Source organism: Mesorhizobium sp. C432A (assembly GCF_030323145.1).
Classification (GTDB): Bacteria; Pseudomonadota; Alphaproteobacteria; order Rhizobiales; family Rhizobiaceae; genus Mesorhizobium.
Genome location: NZ_CP100470.1, coordinates 4,399,700 through 4,416,472, shown reverse-complemented (window position 1 = coordinate 4,416,472; position 16,773 = coordinate 4,399,700). Strand labels below are relative to the sequence as shown.

General features: G+C 61.9%; 28 protein-coding genes. 26 read left to right on the top strand and 2 right to left on the bottom strand.

Annotated elements, in window-relative coordinates:
- Positions 1-37 precede the first annotated feature (37 nt).
- Positions 38-703 (top strand): O-methyltransferase, encoded by a 666-nt coding sequence (locus NLY33_RS21550; RefSeq protein WP_023667433.1) that lies wholly within the window; start codon positions 38-40, stop codon positions 701-703.
- Between the two features lie 46 nt (positions 704-749).
- Here NLY33_RS21550 and NLY33_RS21545 read toward each other — a convergent pair whose 3' ends face one another.
- Both NLY33_RS21545 and NLY33_RS21540 read right to left on the bottom strand, forming a co-directional pair.
- Positions 750-1,685, bottom strand: coding sequence for a Gfo/Idh/MocA family protein (locus tag NLY33_RS21545; RefSeq protein ID WP_023690568.1), 936 nt, complete (start codon positions 1,683-1,685; stop codon positions 750-752).
- Between the two features lie 106 nt (positions 1,686-1,791).
- Positions 1,792-2,073, bottom strand: a complete 282-nt coding sequence (locus tag NLY33_RS21540) for a hypothetical protein (RefSeq protein WP_023686022.1) — start codon at positions 2,071-2,073, stop codon at positions 1,792-1,794.
- 495 nt (positions 2,074-2,568) lie between these two features.
- Here NLY33_RS21540 and rpsL point away from each other — a divergent pair, with 495 nt between their 5' ends.
- The 25 genes from rpsL to rplO all read left to right on the top strand — a co-directional run bounded on the left by rpsL (position 2,569) and on the right by rplO (position 16,697).
- Positions 2,569-2,940 (top strand): 30S ribosomal protein S12, encoded by a 372-nt coding sequence (gene rpsL / locus NLY33_RS21535; protein WP_006333356.1) that lies wholly within the window; start codon positions 2,569-2,571, stop codon positions 2,938-2,940.
- 60 nt (positions 2,941-3,000) lie between these two features.
- Complete coding sequence (gene rpsG, locus NLY33_RS21530) at positions 3,001-3,471, top strand: 30S ribosomal protein S7 (protein ID WP_008875664.1); 471 nt, start codon at positions 3,001-3,003, stop codon at positions 3,469-3,471.
- Between the two features lie 30 nt (positions 3,472-3,501).
- Positions 3,502-5,592: an elongation factor G gene (fusA, locus tag NLY33_RS21525; RefSeq protein ID WP_023707177.1), complete on the top strand. Its 2,091-nt coding sequence runs from the start codon at positions 3,502-3,504 to the stop codon at positions 5,590-5,592.
- A gap of 65 nt (positions 5,593-5,657) precedes the next feature.
- Positions 5,658-6,833, top strand: coding sequence for an elongation factor Tu (tuf, locus tag NLY33_RS21520; protein WP_023723394.1), 1,176 nt, complete (start codon positions 5,658-5,660; stop codon positions 6,831-6,833).
- 69 nt (positions 6,834-6,902) lie between these two features.
- Positions 6,903-7,211 carry a 30S ribosomal protein S10 gene (gene rpsJ / locus NLY33_RS21515; protein WP_010909272.1) on the top strand — a complete coding sequence of 103 codons (309 nt, stop codon included), beginning with the start codon at positions 6,903-6,905 and terminating at the stop codon, positions 7,209-7,211.
- Between the two features lie 61 nt (positions 7,212-7,272).
- The gene (rplC, locus tag NLY33_RS21510) at positions 7,273-8,001 is read left to right on the top strand and encodes a 50S ribosomal protein L3 (RefSeq protein WP_023682606.1); all 729 of its coding nucleotides are present in this window, start codon (positions 7,273-7,275) and stop codon (positions 7,999-8,001) included.
- On the top strand, positions 8,001-8,621 hold the full coding sequence (gene rplD / locus NLY33_RS21505; RefSeq protein WP_023672750.1) for a 50S ribosomal protein L4: 621 nt from the start codon (positions 8,001-8,003) through the stop codon (positions 8,619-8,621). The genes rplC and rplD overlap by 1 nt, the downstream gene beginning before the upstream one ends.
- On the top strand, positions 8,618-8,911 hold the full coding sequence (locus tag NLY33_RS21500) for a 50S ribosomal protein L23 (RefSeq protein ID WP_023672751.1): 294 nt from the start codon (positions 8,618-8,620) through the stop codon (positions 8,909-8,911). The genes rplD and NLY33_RS21500 overlap by 4 nt, the downstream gene beginning before the upstream one ends.
- A 23-nt stretch (positions 8,912-8,934) precedes the next feature.
- Positions 8,935-9,768 carry a 50S ribosomal protein L2 gene (gene rplB / locus NLY33_RS21495; RefSeq protein WP_023706515.1) on the top strand — a complete coding sequence of 278 codons (834 nt, stop codon included), beginning with the start codon at positions 8,935-8,937 and terminating at the stop codon, positions 9,766-9,768.
- 16 nt (positions 9,769-9,784) lie between these two features.
- Positions 9,785-10,063, top strand: a complete 279-nt coding sequence (gene rpsS, locus NLY33_RS21490) for a 30S ribosomal protein S19 (RefSeq protein ID WP_006205463.1) — start codon at positions 9,785-9,787, stop codon at positions 10,061-10,063.
- Between the two features lie 2 nt (positions 10,064-10,065).
- Entirely contained in the window at positions 10,066-10,455 is a 390-nt protein-coding gene (rplV, locus tag NLY33_RS21485) for a 50S ribosomal protein L22 (RefSeq protein WP_006205462.1), read from the top strand.
- Entirely contained in the window at positions 10,455-11,180 is a 726-nt protein-coding gene (gene rpsC, locus NLY33_RS21480; protein WP_023672753.1) for a 30S ribosomal protein S3, read from the top strand. The genes rplV and rpsC overlap by 1 nt, the downstream gene beginning before the upstream one ends.
- A gap of 26 nt (positions 11,181-11,206) precedes the next feature.
- Positions 11,207-11,620 carry a 50S ribosomal protein L16 gene (rplP, locus tag NLY33_RS21475; RefSeq protein ID WP_006205460.1) on the top strand — a complete coding sequence of 138 codons (414 nt, stop codon included), beginning with the start codon at positions 11,207-11,209 and terminating at the stop codon, positions 11,618-11,620.
- A gap of 13 nt (positions 11,621-11,633) precedes the next feature.
- On the top strand, positions 11,634-11,834 hold the full coding sequence (gene rpmC, locus NLY33_RS21470; RefSeq protein ID WP_006205459.1) for a 50S ribosomal protein L29: 201 nt from the start codon (positions 11,634-11,636) through the stop codon (positions 11,832-11,834).
- An 11-nt stretch (positions 11,835-11,845) separates the two neighbouring features.
- On the top strand, positions 11,846-12,085 hold the full coding sequence (rpsQ, locus tag NLY33_RS21465; protein WP_010909280.1) for a 30S ribosomal protein S17: 240 nt from the start codon (positions 11,846-11,848) through the stop codon (positions 12,083-12,085).
- Between the two features lie 72 nt (positions 12,086-12,157).
- A complete protein-coding gene (gene rplN / locus NLY33_RS21460; protein ID WP_006205457.1) occupies positions 12,158-12,526 on the top strand; it encodes a 50S ribosomal protein L14 in 369 nt (122 codons plus the stop codon).
- Between the two features lie 12 nt (positions 12,527-12,538).
- A complete protein-coding gene (rplX, locus tag NLY33_RS21455) occupies positions 12,539-12,853 on the top strand; it encodes a 50S ribosomal protein L24 (RefSeq protein ID WP_023691245.1) in 315 nt (104 codons plus the stop codon).
- Entirely contained in the window at positions 12,846-13,445 is a 600-nt protein-coding gene (gene rplE / locus NLY33_RS21450; protein ID WP_023672755.1) for a 50S ribosomal protein L5, read from the top strand. Before rplX ends, rplE begins: the two co-directional genes overlap by 8 nt.
- A 27-nt stretch (positions 13,446-13,472) precedes the next feature.
- Positions 13,473-13,778, top strand: coding sequence for a 30S ribosomal protein S14 (rpsN, locus tag NLY33_RS21445; RefSeq protein ID WP_010909282.1), 306 nt, complete (start codon positions 13,473-13,475; stop codon positions 13,776-13,778).
- 12 nt (positions 13,779-13,790) lie between these two features.
- On the top strand, positions 13,791-14,189 hold the full coding sequence (rpsH, locus tag NLY33_RS21440; protein ID WP_006205453.1) for a 30S ribosomal protein S8: 399 nt from the start codon (positions 13,791-13,793) through the stop codon (positions 14,187-14,189).
- 41 nt (positions 14,190-14,230) lie between these two features.
- Positions 14,231-14,764 (top strand): 50S ribosomal protein L6, encoded by a 534-nt coding sequence (gene rplF / locus NLY33_RS21435; protein WP_023682603.1) that lies wholly within the window; start codon positions 14,231-14,233, stop codon positions 14,762-14,764.
- Positions 14,765-14,904: 140 nt separating this feature from the next.
- Positions 14,905-15,264 (top strand): 50S ribosomal protein L18, encoded by a 360-nt coding sequence (gene rplR, locus NLY33_RS21430; protein WP_023682602.1) that lies wholly within the window; start codon positions 14,905-14,907, stop codon positions 15,262-15,264.
- A gap of 154 nt (positions 15,265-15,418) precedes the next feature.
- On the top strand, positions 15,419-15,982 hold the full coding sequence (rpsE, locus tag NLY33_RS21425) for a 30S ribosomal protein S5 (protein WP_006333394.1): 564 nt from the start codon (positions 15,419-15,421) through the stop codon (positions 15,980-15,982).
- A 24-nt stretch (positions 15,983-16,006) separates the two neighbouring features.
- Positions 16,007-16,204, top strand: coding sequence for a 50S ribosomal protein L30 (gene rpmD, locus NLY33_RS21420; protein ID WP_006205449.1), 198 nt, complete (start codon positions 16,007-16,009; stop codon positions 16,202-16,204).
- A gap of 22 nt (positions 16,205-16,226) precedes the next feature.
- Positions 16,227-16,697: a 50S ribosomal protein L15 gene (rplO, locus tag NLY33_RS21415; RefSeq protein WP_023672760.1), complete on the top strand. Its 471-nt coding sequence runs from the start codon at positions 16,227-16,229 to the stop codon at positions 16,695-16,697.
- The last annotated feature ends 76 nt before the right edge of the window (positions 16,698-16,773 follow it).

Below are 16,773 nucleotides of genomic sequence, written 5' to 3'. Positions count from 1 at the left end.
TTTTCGCGTTTTGACCCCCAATCGAATCGAGGAAAACATGAGCAAGAAGGTTTGGACTGACGTCGACGACTACATCGTTTCCTCTCTCTTCGAGGCAGATCCCATCCTCGAAGCGGTGCTTGCGGCCAACCGCGACCAGGGCCTGCCGGCCATCGACGTATCGCCGGCGCAGGGCAAGCTGCTGTCGCTGCTGGTCCGCATCAGCGGCGCCAGGAAGGTGCTGGAGATCGGCACGCTTGGCGGCTACTCGACCATCTGGATGGCAAGGGGATTGCCCGTCGGCGGCAAGATCGTGACGCTCGAACTCGAGCCGCATCATGCAAAAGTCGCGCACTCGAATCTCGAGCGGGCAGGGGTGCCGGACAAGGTCGAGCTCAGGATCGGCCCCGCGCTTCAGTCGCTTGAGACGCTGGCTGCCGAAAATGCCGGTCCGTTCGATCTGATCTTCATCGACGCGGACAAGCCGAACAACCCGAATTATCTGTCATGGGCCATGCGCCTGTCGCGGCCGGGGACGGTCATCATCTGCGACAACGTCATCCGCGACGGCACCGTGCTCAACGACGATGGCCGTGACGCGTATGTCGAAGGCGCACGCGGTGCGTTTTCCTTCATCGGCGGCGACAAGCGCCTGGACGGCACCGCCATCCAGACCGTCGGCGCCAAAGGCTATGACGGGTTTGCGATTGCGATCGTCGAGTAAGGCTGCATGATGAGTGTCCGGACTGCGGTCCGGCAGAACTCATCGCTCAATCGAAGAACGCTTCCACCACATTGCGCTTGCCGAGCATGAAGGCGTCGGCCACGTGCTGCAGGGGTGCCAAATCGACATCGGAGACGCCGGCGCGTACGATTTCAGCGAAGCGCCGGTAAAGCTGGGGATATTCGGCTTCCGGCTCGTCGTGAACCACCTTTCCGTCGATGGCGAGCCTGGTGCCGCCGCCCGACAACACCATCTTGCCCTTGTCGGTGTCGGCCAGGATGTCCCAGCTCTGTGGTCCAGTCTGCAGCCAGTCGAGCTCCATGGTCACCGGCAATCCGTCGGAGGTGCGGAAGGTCACGTGGGCCGCCACCGGCGAGGCGCGGTTTTCCGGAAAGTCGAGGACGGCCGAGGTGATGAACATCGCCGGCAGGATGTGGGTTGCGATCGACAGTGCGTTGATGCCGGGATCGAAGACGCCGAAACCGCCGGCCGCCCAGATCCAGTCCTGGTTTGGGTGCCAGCGGCGGACGTCTTCCTTCCAGACGATAGCAGCCGAGTTGACCCTGGCCGACGCCAGGAAGGCGCGCGCGGCCTCCACTGCCGGCGCGTAGCGCGAATGCCAGCTGGCGAACAGTGAGACGCCGTTGGCTGCCGCCAGCCGCTTCAGGTCCTCGACCTCGCTGACGGTGGCGCCCGGCGGCTTCTCCAGGAAAACGTGCTTCTTCGCCATCAGCGCCGTGCGTGCCGCGTCGTAGCGGAACTGCGGCGGCATGCACAGCGAGACGGCCTCGAGGTCGGGCACCGCGTCGATCATCGCCTCGATGGTCGGTAAATTCGGGATGCCGTCCACCTTGCCGTGCCGGCTGGCGGCGGCGATTAGGCGGTAGTCCGCATCCTTGGCCACTGCCGGCAGATGCTGGTCGCGCACGATCTTGCCGACGCCGACGATGCCGAGCTTGATGGGACCATTGTTCGAGGGCATGGGAACTCCGCGGATTCGAATTTGGCTGGTTAAGTCGCTCGGTTCTTAGCAGAGAACCGGTGCCGGGCAAGCCGGCGCGGTGACAGGCGCAAGCAGCCGGCCACGCTCAGAGCGGAACCTCGAACGTAACGATCGACACTTCGCCTTCGAGCGCACCCTGAAAGGCTGACAGATGCGGCTCCTCGTCGGGTTCGCCGTCCATATCGCCGATCTGGTCGAGCTCGACCTCGGCATAGCCTTCGGCCGCAAGCGATTCGAGCACCCGGCGCACGGCCGAATCGTCGTCGGGCGCGACCAGCATCACATGGACGCCTTCCGGCTTGCCGCCCTTCTTTTTCCAGACCCGGCCGGTGACGATGGTGACCGGGCGTTCCTCATTGTCGTTCACGGGCTGATTCCTCTTGAGACGGGGGCGGGCGAGGGGTTTTGGGCTGTCCATGGCGCCTTTTGCCATGAAGAACCCGCGCATGACAGCCAAAAGCCGGTCACTTTCTTGTCTGCCCCGGTCACTTTCTTCCTCTGCCTTGTAAAACGAAGAAAGAAAATTACATGCATTTTTCGCATGGCTGCCAAGCCGTCGTCAGCGCGCAATATTTGGCGTGCCGGGGTTGACGGTTCACGGTCTTGCGAGTAGAAGCCGCCCAGTCAGAACCGATGTGAGGCTCTCCCTTCCGAAGCGACACGCTTTGGAGTTTGCCTCAAACAGGGTTCGTTTTACGAGCGAAAAGACATTTCCGGCGCGCATGAAGCGGTTCCCGCTTCCTCTGCATTTTGTTCGGGCAGGACCGCGAGGCGCGGTTTATGGCCCGAATTTGCGTATGGAATTGGCGCTTTGAGCGGCCCTGACCGGGCGAGACACGGAATTGAGAGACAAGAGGGTTTAATGCCTACCGTCAACCAGCTGATCCGCAAGCCGCGCATTGCGCCGGTGAAGCGCAACAAGGTCCCGGCCATGCAGCAGAACCCGCAGAAGCGGGGCGTCTGCACGCGCGTCTATACAACGACGCCGAAGAAGCCGAACTCGGCACTGCGCAAGGTGGCCAAGATCCGCCTGACCAACGGCTTTGAAGTGATCGGCTACATCCCCGGCGAAGGCCACAACCTTCAGGAACACTCCGTGGTCATGATCCGCGGCGGCCGCGTAAAGGATCTTCCGGGCGTGCGCTACCACATCATCCGCGGCGTGCTCGACACGCAGGGCGTGAAGAACCGCAAGCAGCGCCGTTCGAAGTACGGCGCCAAGCGTCCGAAGTAAGATTTTCCGGCCCTGGCGCTGCTTGAATGCGTCGGGCTACGAGATTGAGAGACAAAAGCCATGTCGCGTCGTCACAGTGCAGAAAAGCGTGAGATCAATCCGGACCCGAAGTTCGGCGATCTGATCGTCACCAAGTTCATGAACGCCGTCATGTATGACGGCAAGAAGTCGGTTGCCGAGACCATCGTCTACGGTGCGCTCGACCAGGTTCAGTCGAAGACCAAGCAGGAGCCGGTCACCGTCTTCCATCAGGCGCTCGACAATGTCGCGCCGCATGTGGAAGTCCGGTCGCGCCGCGTCGGCGGCGCTACCTACCAGGTTCCGGTCGATGTGCGCCCCGAGCGCCGCCAGGCCCTGGCGATCCGCTGGCTGATCGCCGCGGCCCGCAACCGCAACGAGACCACCATGGTCGACCGCCTCTCCGGCGAGCTGATGGACGCAGCCAACAACCGCGGCACCGCCGTGAAGAAGCGTGAAGACACCCACAAGATGGCTGAAGCCAACCGCGCTTTCGCACACTACCGCTGGTAAAGCGCGAACGAGACTGAGAAGGCATCCAAGATGGCCCGCGAATACAAAATCGAAGACTACCGCAATTTCGGTATCATGGCGCATATTGACGCCGGCAAGACGACGACCACCGAGCGCGTCCTCTATTACACGGGCAAGTCGCACAAGATCGGCGAAGTCCACGACGGCGCTGCCACCATGGATTGGATGGAGCAGGAGCAGGAGCGCGGCATCACCATCACGTCCGCCGCCACCACGACCTTCTGGAAGGGTCGCAGCGGCAAGATGTACCGCTTCAACATCATCGACACTCCCGGACACGTCGACTTCACCATCGAAGTCGAGCGTTCGCTGCGCGTGCTCGACGGCGCCATTGCGCTGCTCGATGCCAATGCCGGTGTCGAGCCGCAGACCGAGACTGTCTGGCGCCAGGCCGACAAGTACAAAGTTCCGCGCATGATCTTCTGCAACAAGATGGACAAGATCGGCGCCGACTTCTACCGCTCGGTCGAGATGATCGGCTCGCGTCTTGGTGCGCATGCCGTCGTCATGCAGCTGCCGATCGGCGCTGAGACTGAATTCAAGGGCGTTGTCGATCTCGTCGAGATGAACGCGCTGGTCTGGCGCGACGAGACGCTGGGCGCAGCCTGGGACGTCGTCGAGATCCCGACCGATCTCCAGGCCCGTGCCGAAGAATACCGCGAGAAGATGATCGAAGCCGCTGTCGAAATGGACGAGACGGCACTCGAGAATTACCTCGAAGGCAAGATGCCGTCGAATGACGAGATCCGCGCGCTGATCCGCAAGGGCACCATCGCCGTCAAGTTCTACCCGATGTTCTGTGGCTCGGCCTTCAAGAACAAGGGCGTGCAGCCGCTGCTCGACGCCGTCGTCGAATACCTGCCGTCGCCGGCCGATGTTCCCGCCATCAAGGGCGTCGACGCCAAGACCGACGCCGAGATCGAGCGTCATGCCGACGACAACGAGCCGCTGTCGATGCTGGCCTTCAAGATCATGAACGACCCGTTCGTCGGTTCGCTGACCTTTGCCCGCATCTATTCGGGCAAGCTGACCAAGGGCATCTCGGTCGATAACACCGTCAAGGGCAAGAAAGAGCGCATCGGCCGCATGCTGCAGATGCATGCGAATTCGCGCGCCGACGTCGAAGAAGCCTTTGCCGGCGACATCGTTGCTCTGGCTGGCCTCAAGGACACGACCACCGGCGACACGCTCAGCGATCCGCTGCACCCGGTCATCCTCGAGCGCATGGAATTCCCCGATCCGGTCATCCAGATCGCCATCGAGCCGAAGACCAAGAACGACCAGGAAAAGATGGGCCTCGCCCTTCACCGCCTGGCTGCCGAGGATCCGTCCTTCCGTGTCAAGACGGACGAGGAAAGCGGCCAGACCATCATTTCGGGCATGGGCGAACTTCACCTCGACATCATCGTCGACCGCATGCGTCGCGAGTTCAAGGTCGAGGCCAATGTCGGCGCGCCGCAGGTGGCTTACCGCGAGACCATCACCCGCAGGCACGAGCAGGACTACACCCACAAGAAGCAGACCGGCGGTACCGGTCAGTTCGCCCGCGTCAAGATCGTGTTCGAACCGAACCCGGAAAGCTCGGAGTTCGAGTTCGAGACCAAGATCGTCGGCGGTGCGGTTCCCAAGGAATACATCCCGGGTGTCGAAAAGGGCATCAACAGCGTCATGTCGTCGGGTCCGTTCGCGGGCTTCCCGATGATCGGCGTCAAGGCGACGCTTATCGACGGCGCTTACCACGATGTGGACTCCAGCGTTCTGGCCTTCGAAATCGCCGGCCGCGCCTGCTTCCGTGAAGCCGCACCCAAGCTTGGCGTGCAGCTGCTCGAGCCGATCATGAAGGTCGAAGTCGTGACCCCGGAAGACTATGTCGGCAGCGTCATCGGCGACCTGAACGGCCGTCGCGGCCAGATCCAGGGCCAGGAAGCGCGTGGCGTGGCTGTCGTCATCAACGCGATGGTGCCGCTGGCCAACATGTTCAAGTACGTCGACAACCTGCGCTCGATGAGCCAGGGCCGCGCGGCCTACACGATGCAGTTCGATCACTATGAGCCTGTGCCGACCGCGGTCGCCCAGGAAGTCCAGAAGAAATACGCGTAACCTGAACGGGTTGCATCGGTAACTTAATTCAAGGCCCGTACGGGCGAGCAGATTGGAGACATCACATGGCAAAAGGTAAATTCGAGCGTAACAAGCCTCATGTGAACATTGGCACGATTGGCCACGTCGATCATGGCAAGACGTCGCTGACGGCGGCGATCACGAAGTATTTTGGCGAGTACAAGCGCTACGACCAGATCGATGCGGCGCCCGAAGAGAAGGCCCGCGGCATCACGATTTCGACGGCGCACGTCGAATACGAGACGGCAGCGCGCCACTACGCCCATGTCGACTGCCCCGGCCACGCCGACTATGTGAAGAACATGATCACGGGCGCTGCGCAGATGGACGGCGCGATCCTGGTGGTGTCGGCCGCCGACGGCCCGATGCCGCAGACCCGCGAGCACATCCTGCTTGCCCGTCAGGTCGGCGTGCCGTCGATCGTGGTGTTCCTGAACAAGGTCGACCAGGTCGACGATGCCGAGCTGCTCGAACTGGTCGAGCTCGAGGTTCGCGAGCTTCTGTCGAAGAACGAGTTCCCCGGCGACGACATTCCGATCGTCAAGGGTTCGGCGCTGGCTGCTCTGGAAGATTCCAACAAGACCATCGGCGAAGATGCGATCCGCGAGTTGATGGCTGCGGTCGATGCCTATATCCCGACGCCTGTTCGTCCGCTGGACAAGCCGTTCCTGATGCCGATCGAAGACGTGTTCTCGATCTCGGGCCGTGGCACGGTCGTGACCGGCCGCGTCGAGCGCGGCATCGTCAAGGTCGGCGAGGAACTGGAAATCATCGGCATCCGTCCGACGACCAAGACGACCTGCACGGGCGTCGAGATGTTCCGCAAGCTGCTCGACCAGGGCCAGGCCGGCGACAACATCGGCGCGCTGCTGCGCGGCGTTGATCGTGAAGGTGTCGAGCGCGGCCAGGTTCTGGCCAAGCCCGGTACGGTGAAGCCGCACAAGAAGTTCGTGGCCGAAGCCTACATCCTGACCAAGGACGAAGGTGGCCGTCACACGCCGTTCTTCACCAACTACCGTCCGCAGTTCTACTTCCGCACGACCGACGTGACCGGCATCGTGTCGCTGCCGGAAGGCACGGAAATGGTTATGCCCGGCGACAACATCACCGTCGATGTCGAGCTGATCGTGCCGATCGCCATGGAAGAGAAGCTGCGCTTCGCCATCCGTGAAGGCGGCCGCACCGTCGGTGCCGGCATCGTCGTCACCATCAAAGAGTAATTTGGACTTAAACCGATCTGTCGCGGGCGCAGGATTTGCCCGCGCCGCGCCAGAACAAGGAAGTGACGCATGAACGGACAGAATATCCGCATCCGCCTGAAGGCGTTTGATCACCGCGTGCTTGACGCCTCGACGAAAGAAATCGTGTCGACGGCCAAGCGCACCGGAGCAAACGTCCGCGGCCCCATTCCGCTGCCGACGCGGATCGAAAAGTTCACGGTCAACCGGTCGCCTCACGTCGACAAGAAGAGCCGCGAGCAGTTCGAGATGCGCACGCACAAGCGTCTGCTCGACATCGTCGATCCGACCCCGCAGACGGTCGATGCTTTGATGAAGCTCGATCTGGCCGCCGGTGTCGACGTCGAGATCAAGCTCTAAGGGAATGAGAGCGCGGTAAGGGGCGGTGCCCCTGGCCCGGAACTCTAAAGGAATTGAACCGATGCGTTCAGGTGTGATTGCAAAGAAGGTGGGAATGACCCGCATCTATAATGATGCCGGGGAACATGTTCCCGTCACCGTTCTCCAGATGGAGAACTGCCAGGTCGTGGCTCAGCGCACGCAGGAGAAGAACGGCTATACCGCCGTCCAGCTCGGCGTTGGCCTTGCCAAGGTGAAGAACACGTCGAAGGCGATGCGCGGCCATTTCGCGACCGCTTCCGTCGAGCCGAAGGCGAAGGTCGCCGAGTTCCGCGTCTCCGCCGACAACATGATCGATGTCGGCGCCGAGATCACCGTCGAGCACTTCGTCGCCGGCCAGAAGGTCGATGTGACGGGCACGACGATCGGCAAGGGTTTCCAGGGCGTCATCAAGCGCCATCACATGGGTGGTGGCCGCGCGACGCACGGTAACTCGGTTTCGCACCGTACGCATGGTTCGACCGGCCAGCGTCAGGACCCGGGCAAAGTGTTCAAGGGCAAGCATATGGCTGGCCACATGGGCGACACCCGCGTCACCACACAGAATGTCGAGATCGTTTCGACCGACGCCGACCGCGGCCTGATCCTGATCCGCGGTGCGGTTCCCGGATCGAAGGGCGCCTGGATCCTGGTCCGCGATGCGGCCAAGGTGGCACTGCCGGCCAACGCGCCGAAGCCTGCCGCGATCCGCGCCGTTGCCGCCGAGAGTGGCGCCAAGAACGAGGCTCCGGCCGCAGAGGGAGCAGAATAATGGATCTCAAGATCACAACGCTTGGCGGCAAGGACGCCGGCAAGGTGAAACTCTCCGAGGAGATTTTCGGCCTTGATCCGCGCGAGGACATCCTGCAGCGCGTCGTGCGCTGGCAGCTGGCCAAACGGCAGCAGGGCACGCACAAGGCCAAGGGCCGCGCCGAAATCGCGCGCACCGGCGCCAAGATGTACAAGCAGAAGGGTACGGGCCGCGCCCGTCACCATTCGGCACGCGCTCCGCAGTTCCGCGGCGGCGGCAAGGCCCACGGCCCGGTCGTTCGCAGCCACGAGCACGATCTGCCGAAGAAGGTGCGCGCTCTGGGCTTGCGGCATGCTCTCTCGGCCAAGGCCAAGAGCGCGTCGATCATCATCATCGACGAGCTGAAGCTGACCGAGGCCAAGACGAAGGCGCTGATCGCGAATTTCGCGACACTGGGCCTGACCAACGCCTTGGTGATCGGCGGTGCCGAGCTTGACCAGAACTTCAAGCTGGCGGCGACCAACATCCCGAACATCGACGTGCTGCCCATCCAGGGCATCAACGTCTACGACATTCTGCGCCGCGGCACGCTGGTCCTTTCGAAGGCCGCCGTCGAGGCTCTCGAGGAGCGCTTTAAATGACCGACCTCCGTCATTACGACGTGATCGTCTCGCCGGCGATCACGGAAAAGTCGACCATGGCTTCCGAGAACAACCAGGTTGTTTTCAACGTCGCCAAGAAGGCGTCGAAGCCGGAAATCAAGGCCGCTGTCGAAGCGCTGTTTGGCGTCAAGGTTACGGCCGTGAACACGCTTGTCCGCAAGGGCAAGATCAAGCGCTTCCGCGGCACGATCGGCCGCCAGAGCGACGTCAAGAAGGCGATTGTGACACTGGCCGACGGCCAGTCGATCGACGTCGCGACGGGTCTCTGAGCTAGGCCGCGAGGACAACAAACATGGCACTTAAAAAATTCAACCCGGTAACGCCGAGCACCCGCCAGTTGGTCATCGTCGACCGCTCGGGCCTCTACAAGGGCAAGCCCGTCAAGGGACTGACCGAAGGCCTGACCAAGTCGGGCGGCCGCAACAATCACGGCCGCATCACGGCCCGCTTCATCGGCGGCGGTCATAAGCGTTCGTACCGCATCATCGACTTCAAGCGCCGCAAGTTCGACGTCGTCGGCACGGTCGAGCGCATTGAATACGATCCGAACCGCACCGCCTTCATCGCGCTGATCAAGTATGACGATGGCGAGCTGTCCTACATCATCGCTCCGCAGCGCCTTGCCGCCGGCGACAAGATCGTGGCCGGTGAATCGGTCGACGTGAAGCCAGGCAATGCGATGCCGCTGGCCTCGATGCCGGTCGGCACGATCGTCCATAACATCGAGCTGAAGCCGGGCAAGGGCGCCCAGGTTGCCCGCTCGGCAGGTGGCTACGGACAGCTGGTCGGTCGCGACCAGGGCATGGCGATCCTGCGCCTCAACTCGGGCGAGCAGCGGGTCGTTCACGGCTCCTGCATGGCCACCGTCGGCGCCGTGTCGAACCCCGACCACGGCAACATCAACGACGGCAAGGCCGGCCGCACGGTCTGGCGCGGCAAGCGCCCGCACAATCGCGGCGTGACCATGAACCCGGTCGACCATCCGCATGGCGGTGGTGAAGGCCGCACCTCCGGTGGCCGTCATCCGGTCAGCCCGTGGGGAAAGCCGACCAAGGGCAAGAAGACGCGGTCCAACAAGGCGACCGACAAGTTCATCCTGCGCTCGCGCCATCAGCGCAAGAGCTAAGAAGAGGTAACGCCAAGTGACTCGTTCTATTTGGAAAGGCCCCTTCATCGACGGCTACCTTCTCAAGAAGGTGGACAAGGTTCGTGAAGGTGGTCGCAATGAGGTGATCAAGATGTGGAGCCGTCGCTCCACCATCCTGCCGCAGTTCGTCGGCTTCACCTTCGGTGTCTACAACGGCCAGAAGCATGTTCCCGTCTCGGTGAACGAGGACATGGTCGGTCACAAGTTCGGTGAATTCGCTCCGACCCGGACCTATTACGGTCACGGCGCGGATAAGAAGGCGAAGAGGAAATAATCATGGGCAAGGCCAAAGCTCCGCGCAGGCTTGCTGACAACGAAGCGCGCGCCGTTCTGCGCACGATCCGTATCAGCCCGCAGAAGCTGAACCTGGTTGCCGCGCTGATCCGCGGCAAGAAGGTCGCGACAGCGCTTTCCGATCTCGAATTCTCGGCCAAGCGGATTTCCGGCACGGTCAAGAAGACGCTGGAATCGGCGATCGCCAACGCGGAAAACAACCACGACCTCGACGTCGATGCACTGATCGTGGCGGAAGCCTATGTCGGCAAGTCGATCGTCATGAAGCGGTTCCATGCTCGTGGCCGCGGTCGCGCCAGCCGTATAGAAAAGCCGTTCTCGCACCTCACGATCGTCGTTCGTGAAGTCGAAGAAAAAGGGGAGGCCGCATAATGGGTCAGAAAGTCAATCCGATCGGTCTGCGCCTCGGCATCAACCGCACCTGGGATTCGCGCTGGTTCGCGAACACCGGCGAGTACGGCAAGCTGCTGCATGAGGACATCAAGATCCGCAAATATCTTGAAAAGGAACTCAAGCAGGCTGCGATTTCCAAGGTCGTGATCGAGCGCCCGCACAAGAAGTGCCGCGTCACCATCCATGCGGCGCGCCCGGGCCTGATCATCGGCAAGAAGGGCGCCGACATCGAAAAGCTTCGCAAGAAGCTGATGGAGATGACGAAGTCCGAGACGCACTTGAACATCGTTGAAGTGCGCAAGCCGGAAATCGACGCAACCCTGGTCGCCCAGTCGATCGCCCAGCAGCTCGAGCGTCGTATCGCGTTCCGCCGCGCCATGAAGCGCGCCGTTCAGTCGGCGATGCGCCTGGGCGCCGAAGGCATCCGCATCAACTGCGCCGGCCGTCTCGGCGGCGCAGAGATTGCACGCATGGAATGGTACCGCGAAGGCCGCGTGCCGCTGCATACGCTGCGCGCCGATGTCGACTATGGCACGGCCGAAGCGCATACGGCTTACGGCATCTGCGGCGTCAAGGTCTGGGTGTTCAAGGGCGAAATCCTCGAGCACGATCCGATGGCTTCGGAGCGTCGCGCGACCGAGGGTGATGCTGCGCATGGCGGTGGTGGTGATCGCGAACGCGGTCGTCGTCGCGAAAACGCCTGATTATTTAGGAATTTGGAGTTAGAACGATGCTGCAGCCAAAGCGCACAAAGTTCCGCAAGCAGTTCAAGGGCCGTATCCATGGTACCGCAAAGGGCGGCACCAACCTGGATTTCGGTGGTTTCGGGCTGAAGGCGCTTGAGCCGAACCGCGTCACCGCGCGTGAGATCGAGGCGGCCCGCCGCGCGATCACTCGTGAGATGAAGCGTGCCGGCCGCGTGTGGATCCGTATTTTCCCTGATGTGCCGGTGACGTCGAAGCCGACTGAAGTGCGCATGGGCAAGGGCAAGGGCGCTGTCGATTACTGGGCGGCGCGCGTAAAGCCGGGCCGCATCATGTTCGAGATCGACGGCGTCAACGAAGAAACCGCCCGTGAGGCGCTGCGTCTCGGCGCGGCCAAGCTCTCGGTCAGGACGCGCTTCGTACAGCGCATCGCAGAATAAGGACGGGCTGATCATGAAAGCCGAAGACATCCGGACCAAGACCCAGGACCAGCTGACCGACGATCTGGCCAGCCTGAAGAAGGAGCAGTTCAACCTGCGCTTCCAGAAGGCCACCGGCCAGCTCGAGAAGACCGCGCGCGTGCGGCAGGTTCGCAAGGACATTGCGCGTATCAAGACCATCGCTGCGGAAAAGTCCGCGGCCAAGAAGGCTTAAGGACGAAAATCATGCCAAAGCGCATTCTGCAGGGCACTGTCGTCAGCGACAAGAACGAGAAGACGGTAGTCGTCAAGGTCGAACGGCGCTTCACGCATCCCGTGATGAAGAAGACCGTGCGCATGACCAAGAAGTACAAGGCGCACGACGAGAACAACGCCCACAAGGTCGGCGATCAGGTGTTCATCCAGGAATCGAAGCCGATTTCCAAGGACAAGCGCTGGATCGTCGTGTCTTCGGACCAGGCGTAACAAACCGAATTTTGGACAGACCGGGGAGGGGCTTTGAGCCCGTCCCGTTAGTAGAGAAGAAGGCGGCCAGTCATGATTCAGATGCAAACAAACCTCGACGTCGCGGATAATTCCGGCGCCCGTCGTGTCATGTGCATCAAGGTGCTGGGCGGCTCGAAGCGGAAATACGCTTCCGTAGGCGACATCATCGTGGTGTCGATCAAGGAAGCCATTCCGCGCGGCCGCGTTAAGAAGGGCGATGTGATGAAGGCGGTCGTGGTTCGCACGGCCAAGGACATCCGCCGCCCGGACGGCAGCGTGATCCGTTTCGACAAGAACGCGGCCGTTCTCGTCGACAACAAGAAAGAGCCGATCGGCACGCGTATCTTCGGACCGGTTCCGCGCGAACTCCGCGCCAAGAACCACATGAAGATCATCTCGCTCGCGCCTGAAGTGCTGTAAGGAGCCGGACCAATGCAAAAGATTAGAAAAGGCGACAAGGTCGTCGTGCTGGCCGGCAAGGACAAGGGCCGTTCGGGCGAAGTCCTCTCGGTTCAGCCGAAGGAAGACACCGCGCTGGTGCGCGGCGTCAACATGATCCGTCGTCACCAGAAGCAGTCCCAGTCCCAAGAGGGCGGGATCATCACCAAGGAAGCGCCGATCCAGCTGTCGAACATCGCGCTCGCCGACCCCAAGGATGGCAGGCCGACCCGCGTCGGCTTCATCTTCCAGAAGGACGGCAAGAAGGTGCGCGTCGCCAAGCGCTCGGGAGAAGTCATCAATGGCTAAGGCTCAAACCACGAAGCCCAAGGCTGAAAGCAAACAGTCCAAGGCCCAGAACACGCCGCGCCTCAAGCAGGTCTACAACGAGACCATCCGCAAGGCGCTGCAGGAGCAGTTCGGCTACGAGAACGAGATGCAGGTTCCGCGCATCGACAAGATCGTGCTGAACATGGGCGTCGGCGAAGCGACCGCGGATTCGAAGAAGCCTTCGATCGCGGCCGAAGACCTGGCGATGATCGCCGGCCAGAAGGCCGTCGTCACCCGCGCCCGTAATTCGATCGCCGGCTTCAAGGTCCGCGAGAAGATGCCGATCGGCGCCAAGGTCACGCTGCGCAAGGAACGCATGTACGAGTTCCTCGACCGTCTCGTGAACATCGCACTGCCGCGCGTCCGCGACTTTCGCGGACTGAATCCGAAGAGCTTCGATGGCCGTGGCAACTACGCCATGGGCATCAAGGAACACATCGTGTTCCCGGAGATCAACTACGACAAGGTTGATCAGATCTGGGGCATGGACGTCATCGTTTGTACGACTGCGAAGACGGACGACGAAGCCAGGGCATTGCTCAAGGCCTTCAACTTCCCCTTCCGCCAGTAACGGCAGCGAGAAAAGGAAAAATCTGAAATGGCAAAGACCAGCTCAGTCGAGAAGAACAACAGGCGCCGCAAGCTTGCCGACCAGTACGGTCCCAAGCGCGCAGCGCTCAAGGCGATCATCATGGACCAGTCCAAGCCGATGGAAGAGCGTTTCCGCGCTCAGCTGAAGCTTGCTGCCCTGCCGCGCAACTCGGCCAAGATCCGCATCCGCAACCGCTGCGAAGTTACCGGCCGTCCGCGCGCCTATTATCGCAAGCTCAAAGTATCGCGCATCGCGCTTCGTGATCTCGGCAATAACGGCCAGATCCCGGGCCTGGTCAAGTCGAGCTGGTAAGGAGGACATAACATGTCATTGAGCGATCCTCTCGGCGATATGCTGACCCGCATCCGCAACGCGTATGGCCGTAAGAAGTCGAGCGTTTCGACGCCGGCGTCGCGCCTGCGTACCCGCGTCCTCGACGTGCTGAAGGCTGAAGGCTATATCCGCGACTACAGCCAGACCGACTTCGACAACGGCAAGTCCGAAATCGAAATCGAGCTGAAGTATTTCGACGGTGCTCCGGTCGTGCGCGAAATCGCCCGCGTCTCGAAGCCTGGCCGCCGCGTTTACGTTTCGGCCAAGTCGATCCCGCACGTCGCCAACGGCCTCGGCATCGCCATCCTTTCGACGCCGAAGGGCGTGATGGCCGATCACGAAGCACGCGAACAGAATGTCGGCGGCGAAATCCTCTGCCAGATTTTCTAATTCGGCAGACCTGAAACAAGAGAAGTGACGAGGACAACCAAATGTCTCGTATTGGAAAGAAACCCGTTTCGCTGCCGCAGGGCGTGACCGCGACCGTCAACGGCCAGACCGTGACGGCGAAGGGCCCCAAGGGCGAGCTGAAGTTCGTGGTGAACGACGAAGTGCTGGTCAAGATGGAAGGCAGCGAAATCGCTGTCCAGCCGCGTGACCAGACCAAGACCGCCCGCTCCAAGTGGGGCATGTCGCGCACGCAGATCGTCAACATCCTGCAGGGCGTCAAGGACGGTTTCGAGAAGAAGCTCGAGATCACCGGCGTCGGCTATCGCGCGGCACTCCAGGGCAAGAACCTGCAGCTGGCGCTTGGCTTCAGCCACGACGTCGTTTACGAGACGCCGGCCGGCATCACGATCACCGTGCCGAAGCCGACGGAAATCACCGTGACCGGCATCGACAAGCAGCAGGTCGGCCAGGTTGCAGCCGAGATCCGCGAGTATCGCGGTCCCGAGCCCTACAAGGGCAAGGGTGTCCGCTATGCCGGCGAGAAGATCGTCCGCAAGGAAGGCAAGAAGAAGTAGTAGGCCTGGCCCCGAAAAGTTGCAGACTTTTCGGAAAAGGCCAAGCCAAAGAAGTGCAACGCCGCGGGGAGCGGTCGCGGGAGGCGCTTTCGCCTACCGCACATGGCGGCCCCCGTTTTTTGAAGGCAAGGAAGACTATCATGGCTACCAAGGAATCCATCCAGCGCCGCGCGCAGCGCGTCCGCCGCCAGATCAAGAAGGTCGCCGGCGAACGTCCGCGTCTCTCGGTTCACCGCACGTCGAAGAACATCTACGTGCAGGTCATCGACGATGCCAAGGGCCATACCATCGCGGCTGCATCGACACTCGAGAAGGACCTCAAGGGTTCGCTCAAGACCGGCGCCGACACCGAGGCAGCAGCCGCTGTTGGCAAGCTGATCGCCGAGCGTGCTTCGAAGGCCGGCGTCAAGGAAGTCGTCTTTGACCGCGGCGCCTATATCTATCACGGCCGCGTCAAGGCGCTGGCCGAGGCTGCCCGTGAAGGCGGTCTGAGCTTCTAATTGCCTGATCCCGAACCGAAGGTCAGCGCAGCAAAAAGTTGCAGACTTTTCGGACAAGATCATGCAAGGAAAAATAATTCGCCCCCGGTGACCCAAAGAGGCGCACCGGATCTTATCAGCAACCGTGCTTCCGGAAAAAAACAAGGAACAGGATATGGCACAGGAACGTAGGGATGGCGGCCGCGGCCGCGATCGTGAAGAACGCGATGACGGCATGGTGGACAAGCTCGTCCACATCAACCGTGTCGCCAAGGTCGTCAAGGGCGGCCGTCGCTTCGGTTTTGCAGCACTCGTCGTCGTCGGCGACCAGAAGGGCCGCGTCGGCTTCGGTCACGGCAAGGCGCGCGAAGTGCCGGAAGCGATCCGCAAGGCAACTGAGTCGGCCAAGCGCGACATGATTTTCGTGCCGCTGCGCTCGGGCCGCACGCTGCACCACGACGTCGAAGGACGCTGGGGCGCCGGACGCGTGCTGCTGCGCGCTGCCAAGCAGGGTACCGGCATCATCGCCGGCGGCCCGATGCGCGCTGTCTTCGAGACGCTCGGCATGCATGACGTGGTCGCCAAGTCGATGGGTTCGTCGAACCCCTACAACATGGTTCGTGCCACATTCGACGCGCTGAAGAGCCAGATGCATCCCAAGGATGTGGCTGCTGCACGCGGCATCAAGTATTCGACCCTTCAGGCCCGCCGCGGCACCGCCGTTGCGGCTGAAGAATAGTCGATCTGACCAGGGATTTTGACCATGGCCAAGAAAGCAACCAAGACCATCACCGTTGAGCAGATCGGTTCGCCGATCCGCCGCCCGAAGGAACAGCGCGCGACGCTGGTCGGCCTCGGCCTCAACAAGATGCACAAGCAGCGCACTCTGGAGGACACTCCCTCGGTGCGCGGCATGATCGCTGCCGTCCAGCATCTCGTCCGCGTCGTGGACGAGGGCTGAGCAAAAGCGCAGGAGAACCCAGATGAAACTCAACGATCTGCGTGACAAGGACGGCGCGACGCACTCCAAGAAGCGTCTCGGCCGTGGCATCGGCTCCGGCTCGGGCAAGACCGGCGGTCGCGGCGTCAAGGGCCAGAAGGCGCGCTCCGGCGTTGCCATCAACGGCTTCGAGGGCGGCCAGATGCCGCTCTATCGGCGCCTGCCGAAGCGTGGCTTCAATAACATCTTCGCCAAGAGCTTTGTCGTCGTGTCGCTGGCTCGTATCCAGACGGCGCTCGATGCCAAGAAGCTTGACGCCAAGGCGACCGTGACGGCCGAGGCGCTCGTTGCCGCCGGCGTCATCCGCCGCGTCAAGGACGGCGTGCGCATCCTCTCGGACGGCGAGCTCAAGGCAAAGCTTGCCTTCGACGTCGCGGGCGCCTCCAAGGCCGCGATCGAGAAGATCGAAAAGGCCGGCGGTTCGGTCAAGCTGCCGGAAGCGGCAGCGGAGTAACGGCAATTTGAAGCGCGGCCGGCAGGAACGGTATCCGTTTTTGTTCACGATTGCGCTTTGATCCAATCAATTAGGC

What these genes read in the sequence shown, in the direction of transcription:
- NLY33_RS21550 (WP_023667433.1), top strand. Translation starts at nt 38, where the DNA reads ATGAGCAAGAAGGTTTGGACTGACGTCGACGACTACATCGTTTCCTCT.
- rplF (WP_023682603.1), top strand. Translation starts at nt 14,231, where the DNA reads ATGTCTCGTATTGGAAAGAAACCCGTTTCGCTGCCGCAGGGCGTGACC.
- rpsL (WP_006333356.1), top strand. Translation starts at nt 2,569, where the DNA reads ATGCCTACCGTCAACCAGCTGATCCGCAAGCCGCGCATTGCGCCGGTG.
- rplB (WP_023706515.1), top strand. Translation starts at nt 8,935, where the DNA reads ATGGCACTTAAAAAATTCAACCCGGTAACGCCGAGCACCCGCCAGTTG.
- rpsN (WP_010909282.1), top strand. Translation starts at nt 13,473, where the DNA reads ATGGCAAAGACCAGCTCAGTCGAGAAGAACAACAGGCGCCGCAAGCTT.
- rplO (WP_023672760.1), top strand. Translation starts at nt 16,227, where the DNA reads ATGAAACTCAACGATCTGCGTGACAAGGACGGCGCGACGCACTCCAAG.
- NLY33_RS21545 (WP_023690568.1), bottom strand. Translation starts at nt 1,685, where the DNA reads ATGCCCTCGAACAATGGTCCCATCAAGCTCGGCATCGTCGGCGTCGGC.
- rpmC (WP_006205459.1), top strand. Translation starts at nt 11,634, where the DNA reads ATGAAAGCCGAAGACATCCGGACCAAGACCCAGGACCAGCTGACCGAC.
- rpsG (WP_008875664.1), top strand. Translation starts at nt 3,001, where the DNA reads ATGTCGCGTCGTCACAGTGCAGAAAAGCGTGAGATCAATCCGGACCCG.
- rplV (WP_006205462.1), top strand. Translation starts at nt 10,066, where the DNA reads ATGGGCAAGGCCAAAGCTCCGCGCAGGCTTGCTGACAACGAAGCGCGC.
- rplD (WP_023672750.1), top strand. Translation starts at nt 8,001, where the DNA reads ATGGATCTCAAGATCACAACGCTTGGCGGCAAGGACGCCGGCAAGGTG.
- rpsH (WP_006205453.1), top strand. Translation starts at nt 13,791, where the DNA reads ATGTCATTGAGCGATCCTCTCGGCGATATGCTGACCCGCATCCGCAAC.
- rpmD (WP_006205449.1), top strand. Translation starts at nt 16,007, where the DNA reads ATGGCCAAGAAAGCAACCAAGACCATCACCGTTGAGCAGATCGGTTCG.
- rplP (WP_006205460.1), top strand. Translation starts at nt 11,207, where the DNA reads ATGCTGCAGCCAAAGCGCACAAAGTTCCGCAAGCAGTTCAAGGGCCGT.
- rpsE (WP_006333394.1), top strand. Translation starts at nt 15,419, where the DNA reads ATGGCACAGGAACGTAGGGATGGCGGCCGCGGCCGCGATCGTGAAGAA.
- rplX (WP_023691245.1), top strand. Translation starts at nt 12,539, where the DNA reads ATGCAAAAGATTAGAAAAGGCGACAAGGTCGTCGTGCTGGCCGGCAAG.
- fusA (WP_023707177.1), top strand. Translation starts at nt 3,502, where the DNA reads ATGGCCCGCGAATACAAAATCGAAGACTACCGCAATTTCGGTATCATG.
- rplR (WP_023682602.1), top strand. Translation starts at nt 14,905, where the DNA reads ATGGCTACCAAGGAATCCATCCAGCGCCGCGCGCAGCGCGTCCGCCGC.
- rpsQ (WP_010909280.1), top strand. Translation starts at nt 11,846, where the DNA reads ATGCCAAAGCGCATTCTGCAGGGCACTGTCGTCAGCGACAAGAACGAG.
- rpsC (WP_023672753.1), top strand. Translation starts at nt 10,455, where the DNA reads ATGGGTCAGAAAGTCAATCCGATCGGTCTGCGCCTCGGCATCAACCGC.
- NLY33_RS21500 (WP_023672751.1), top strand. Translation starts at nt 8,618, where the DNA reads ATGACCGACCTCCGTCATTACGACGTGATCGTCTCGCCGGCGATCACG.
- rplN (WP_006205457.1), top strand. Translation starts at nt 12,158, where the DNA reads ATGATTCAGATGCAAACAAACCTCGACGTCGCGGATAATTCCGGCGCC.
- rplC (WP_023682606.1), top strand. Translation starts at nt 7,273, where the DNA reads ATGCGTTCAGGTGTGATTGCAAAGAAGGTGGGAATGACCCGCATCTAT.
- tuf (WP_023723394.1), top strand. Translation starts at nt 5,658, where the DNA reads ATGGCAAAAGGTAAATTCGAGCGTAACAAGCCTCATGTGAACATTGGC.
- rplE (WP_023672755.1), top strand. Translation starts at nt 12,846, where the DNA reads ATGGCTAAGGCTCAAACCACGAAGCCCAAGGCTGAAAGCAAACAGTCC.
- rpsJ (WP_010909272.1), top strand. Translation starts at nt 6,903, where the DNA reads ATGAACGGACAGAATATCCGCATCCGCCTGAAGGCGTTTGATCACCGC.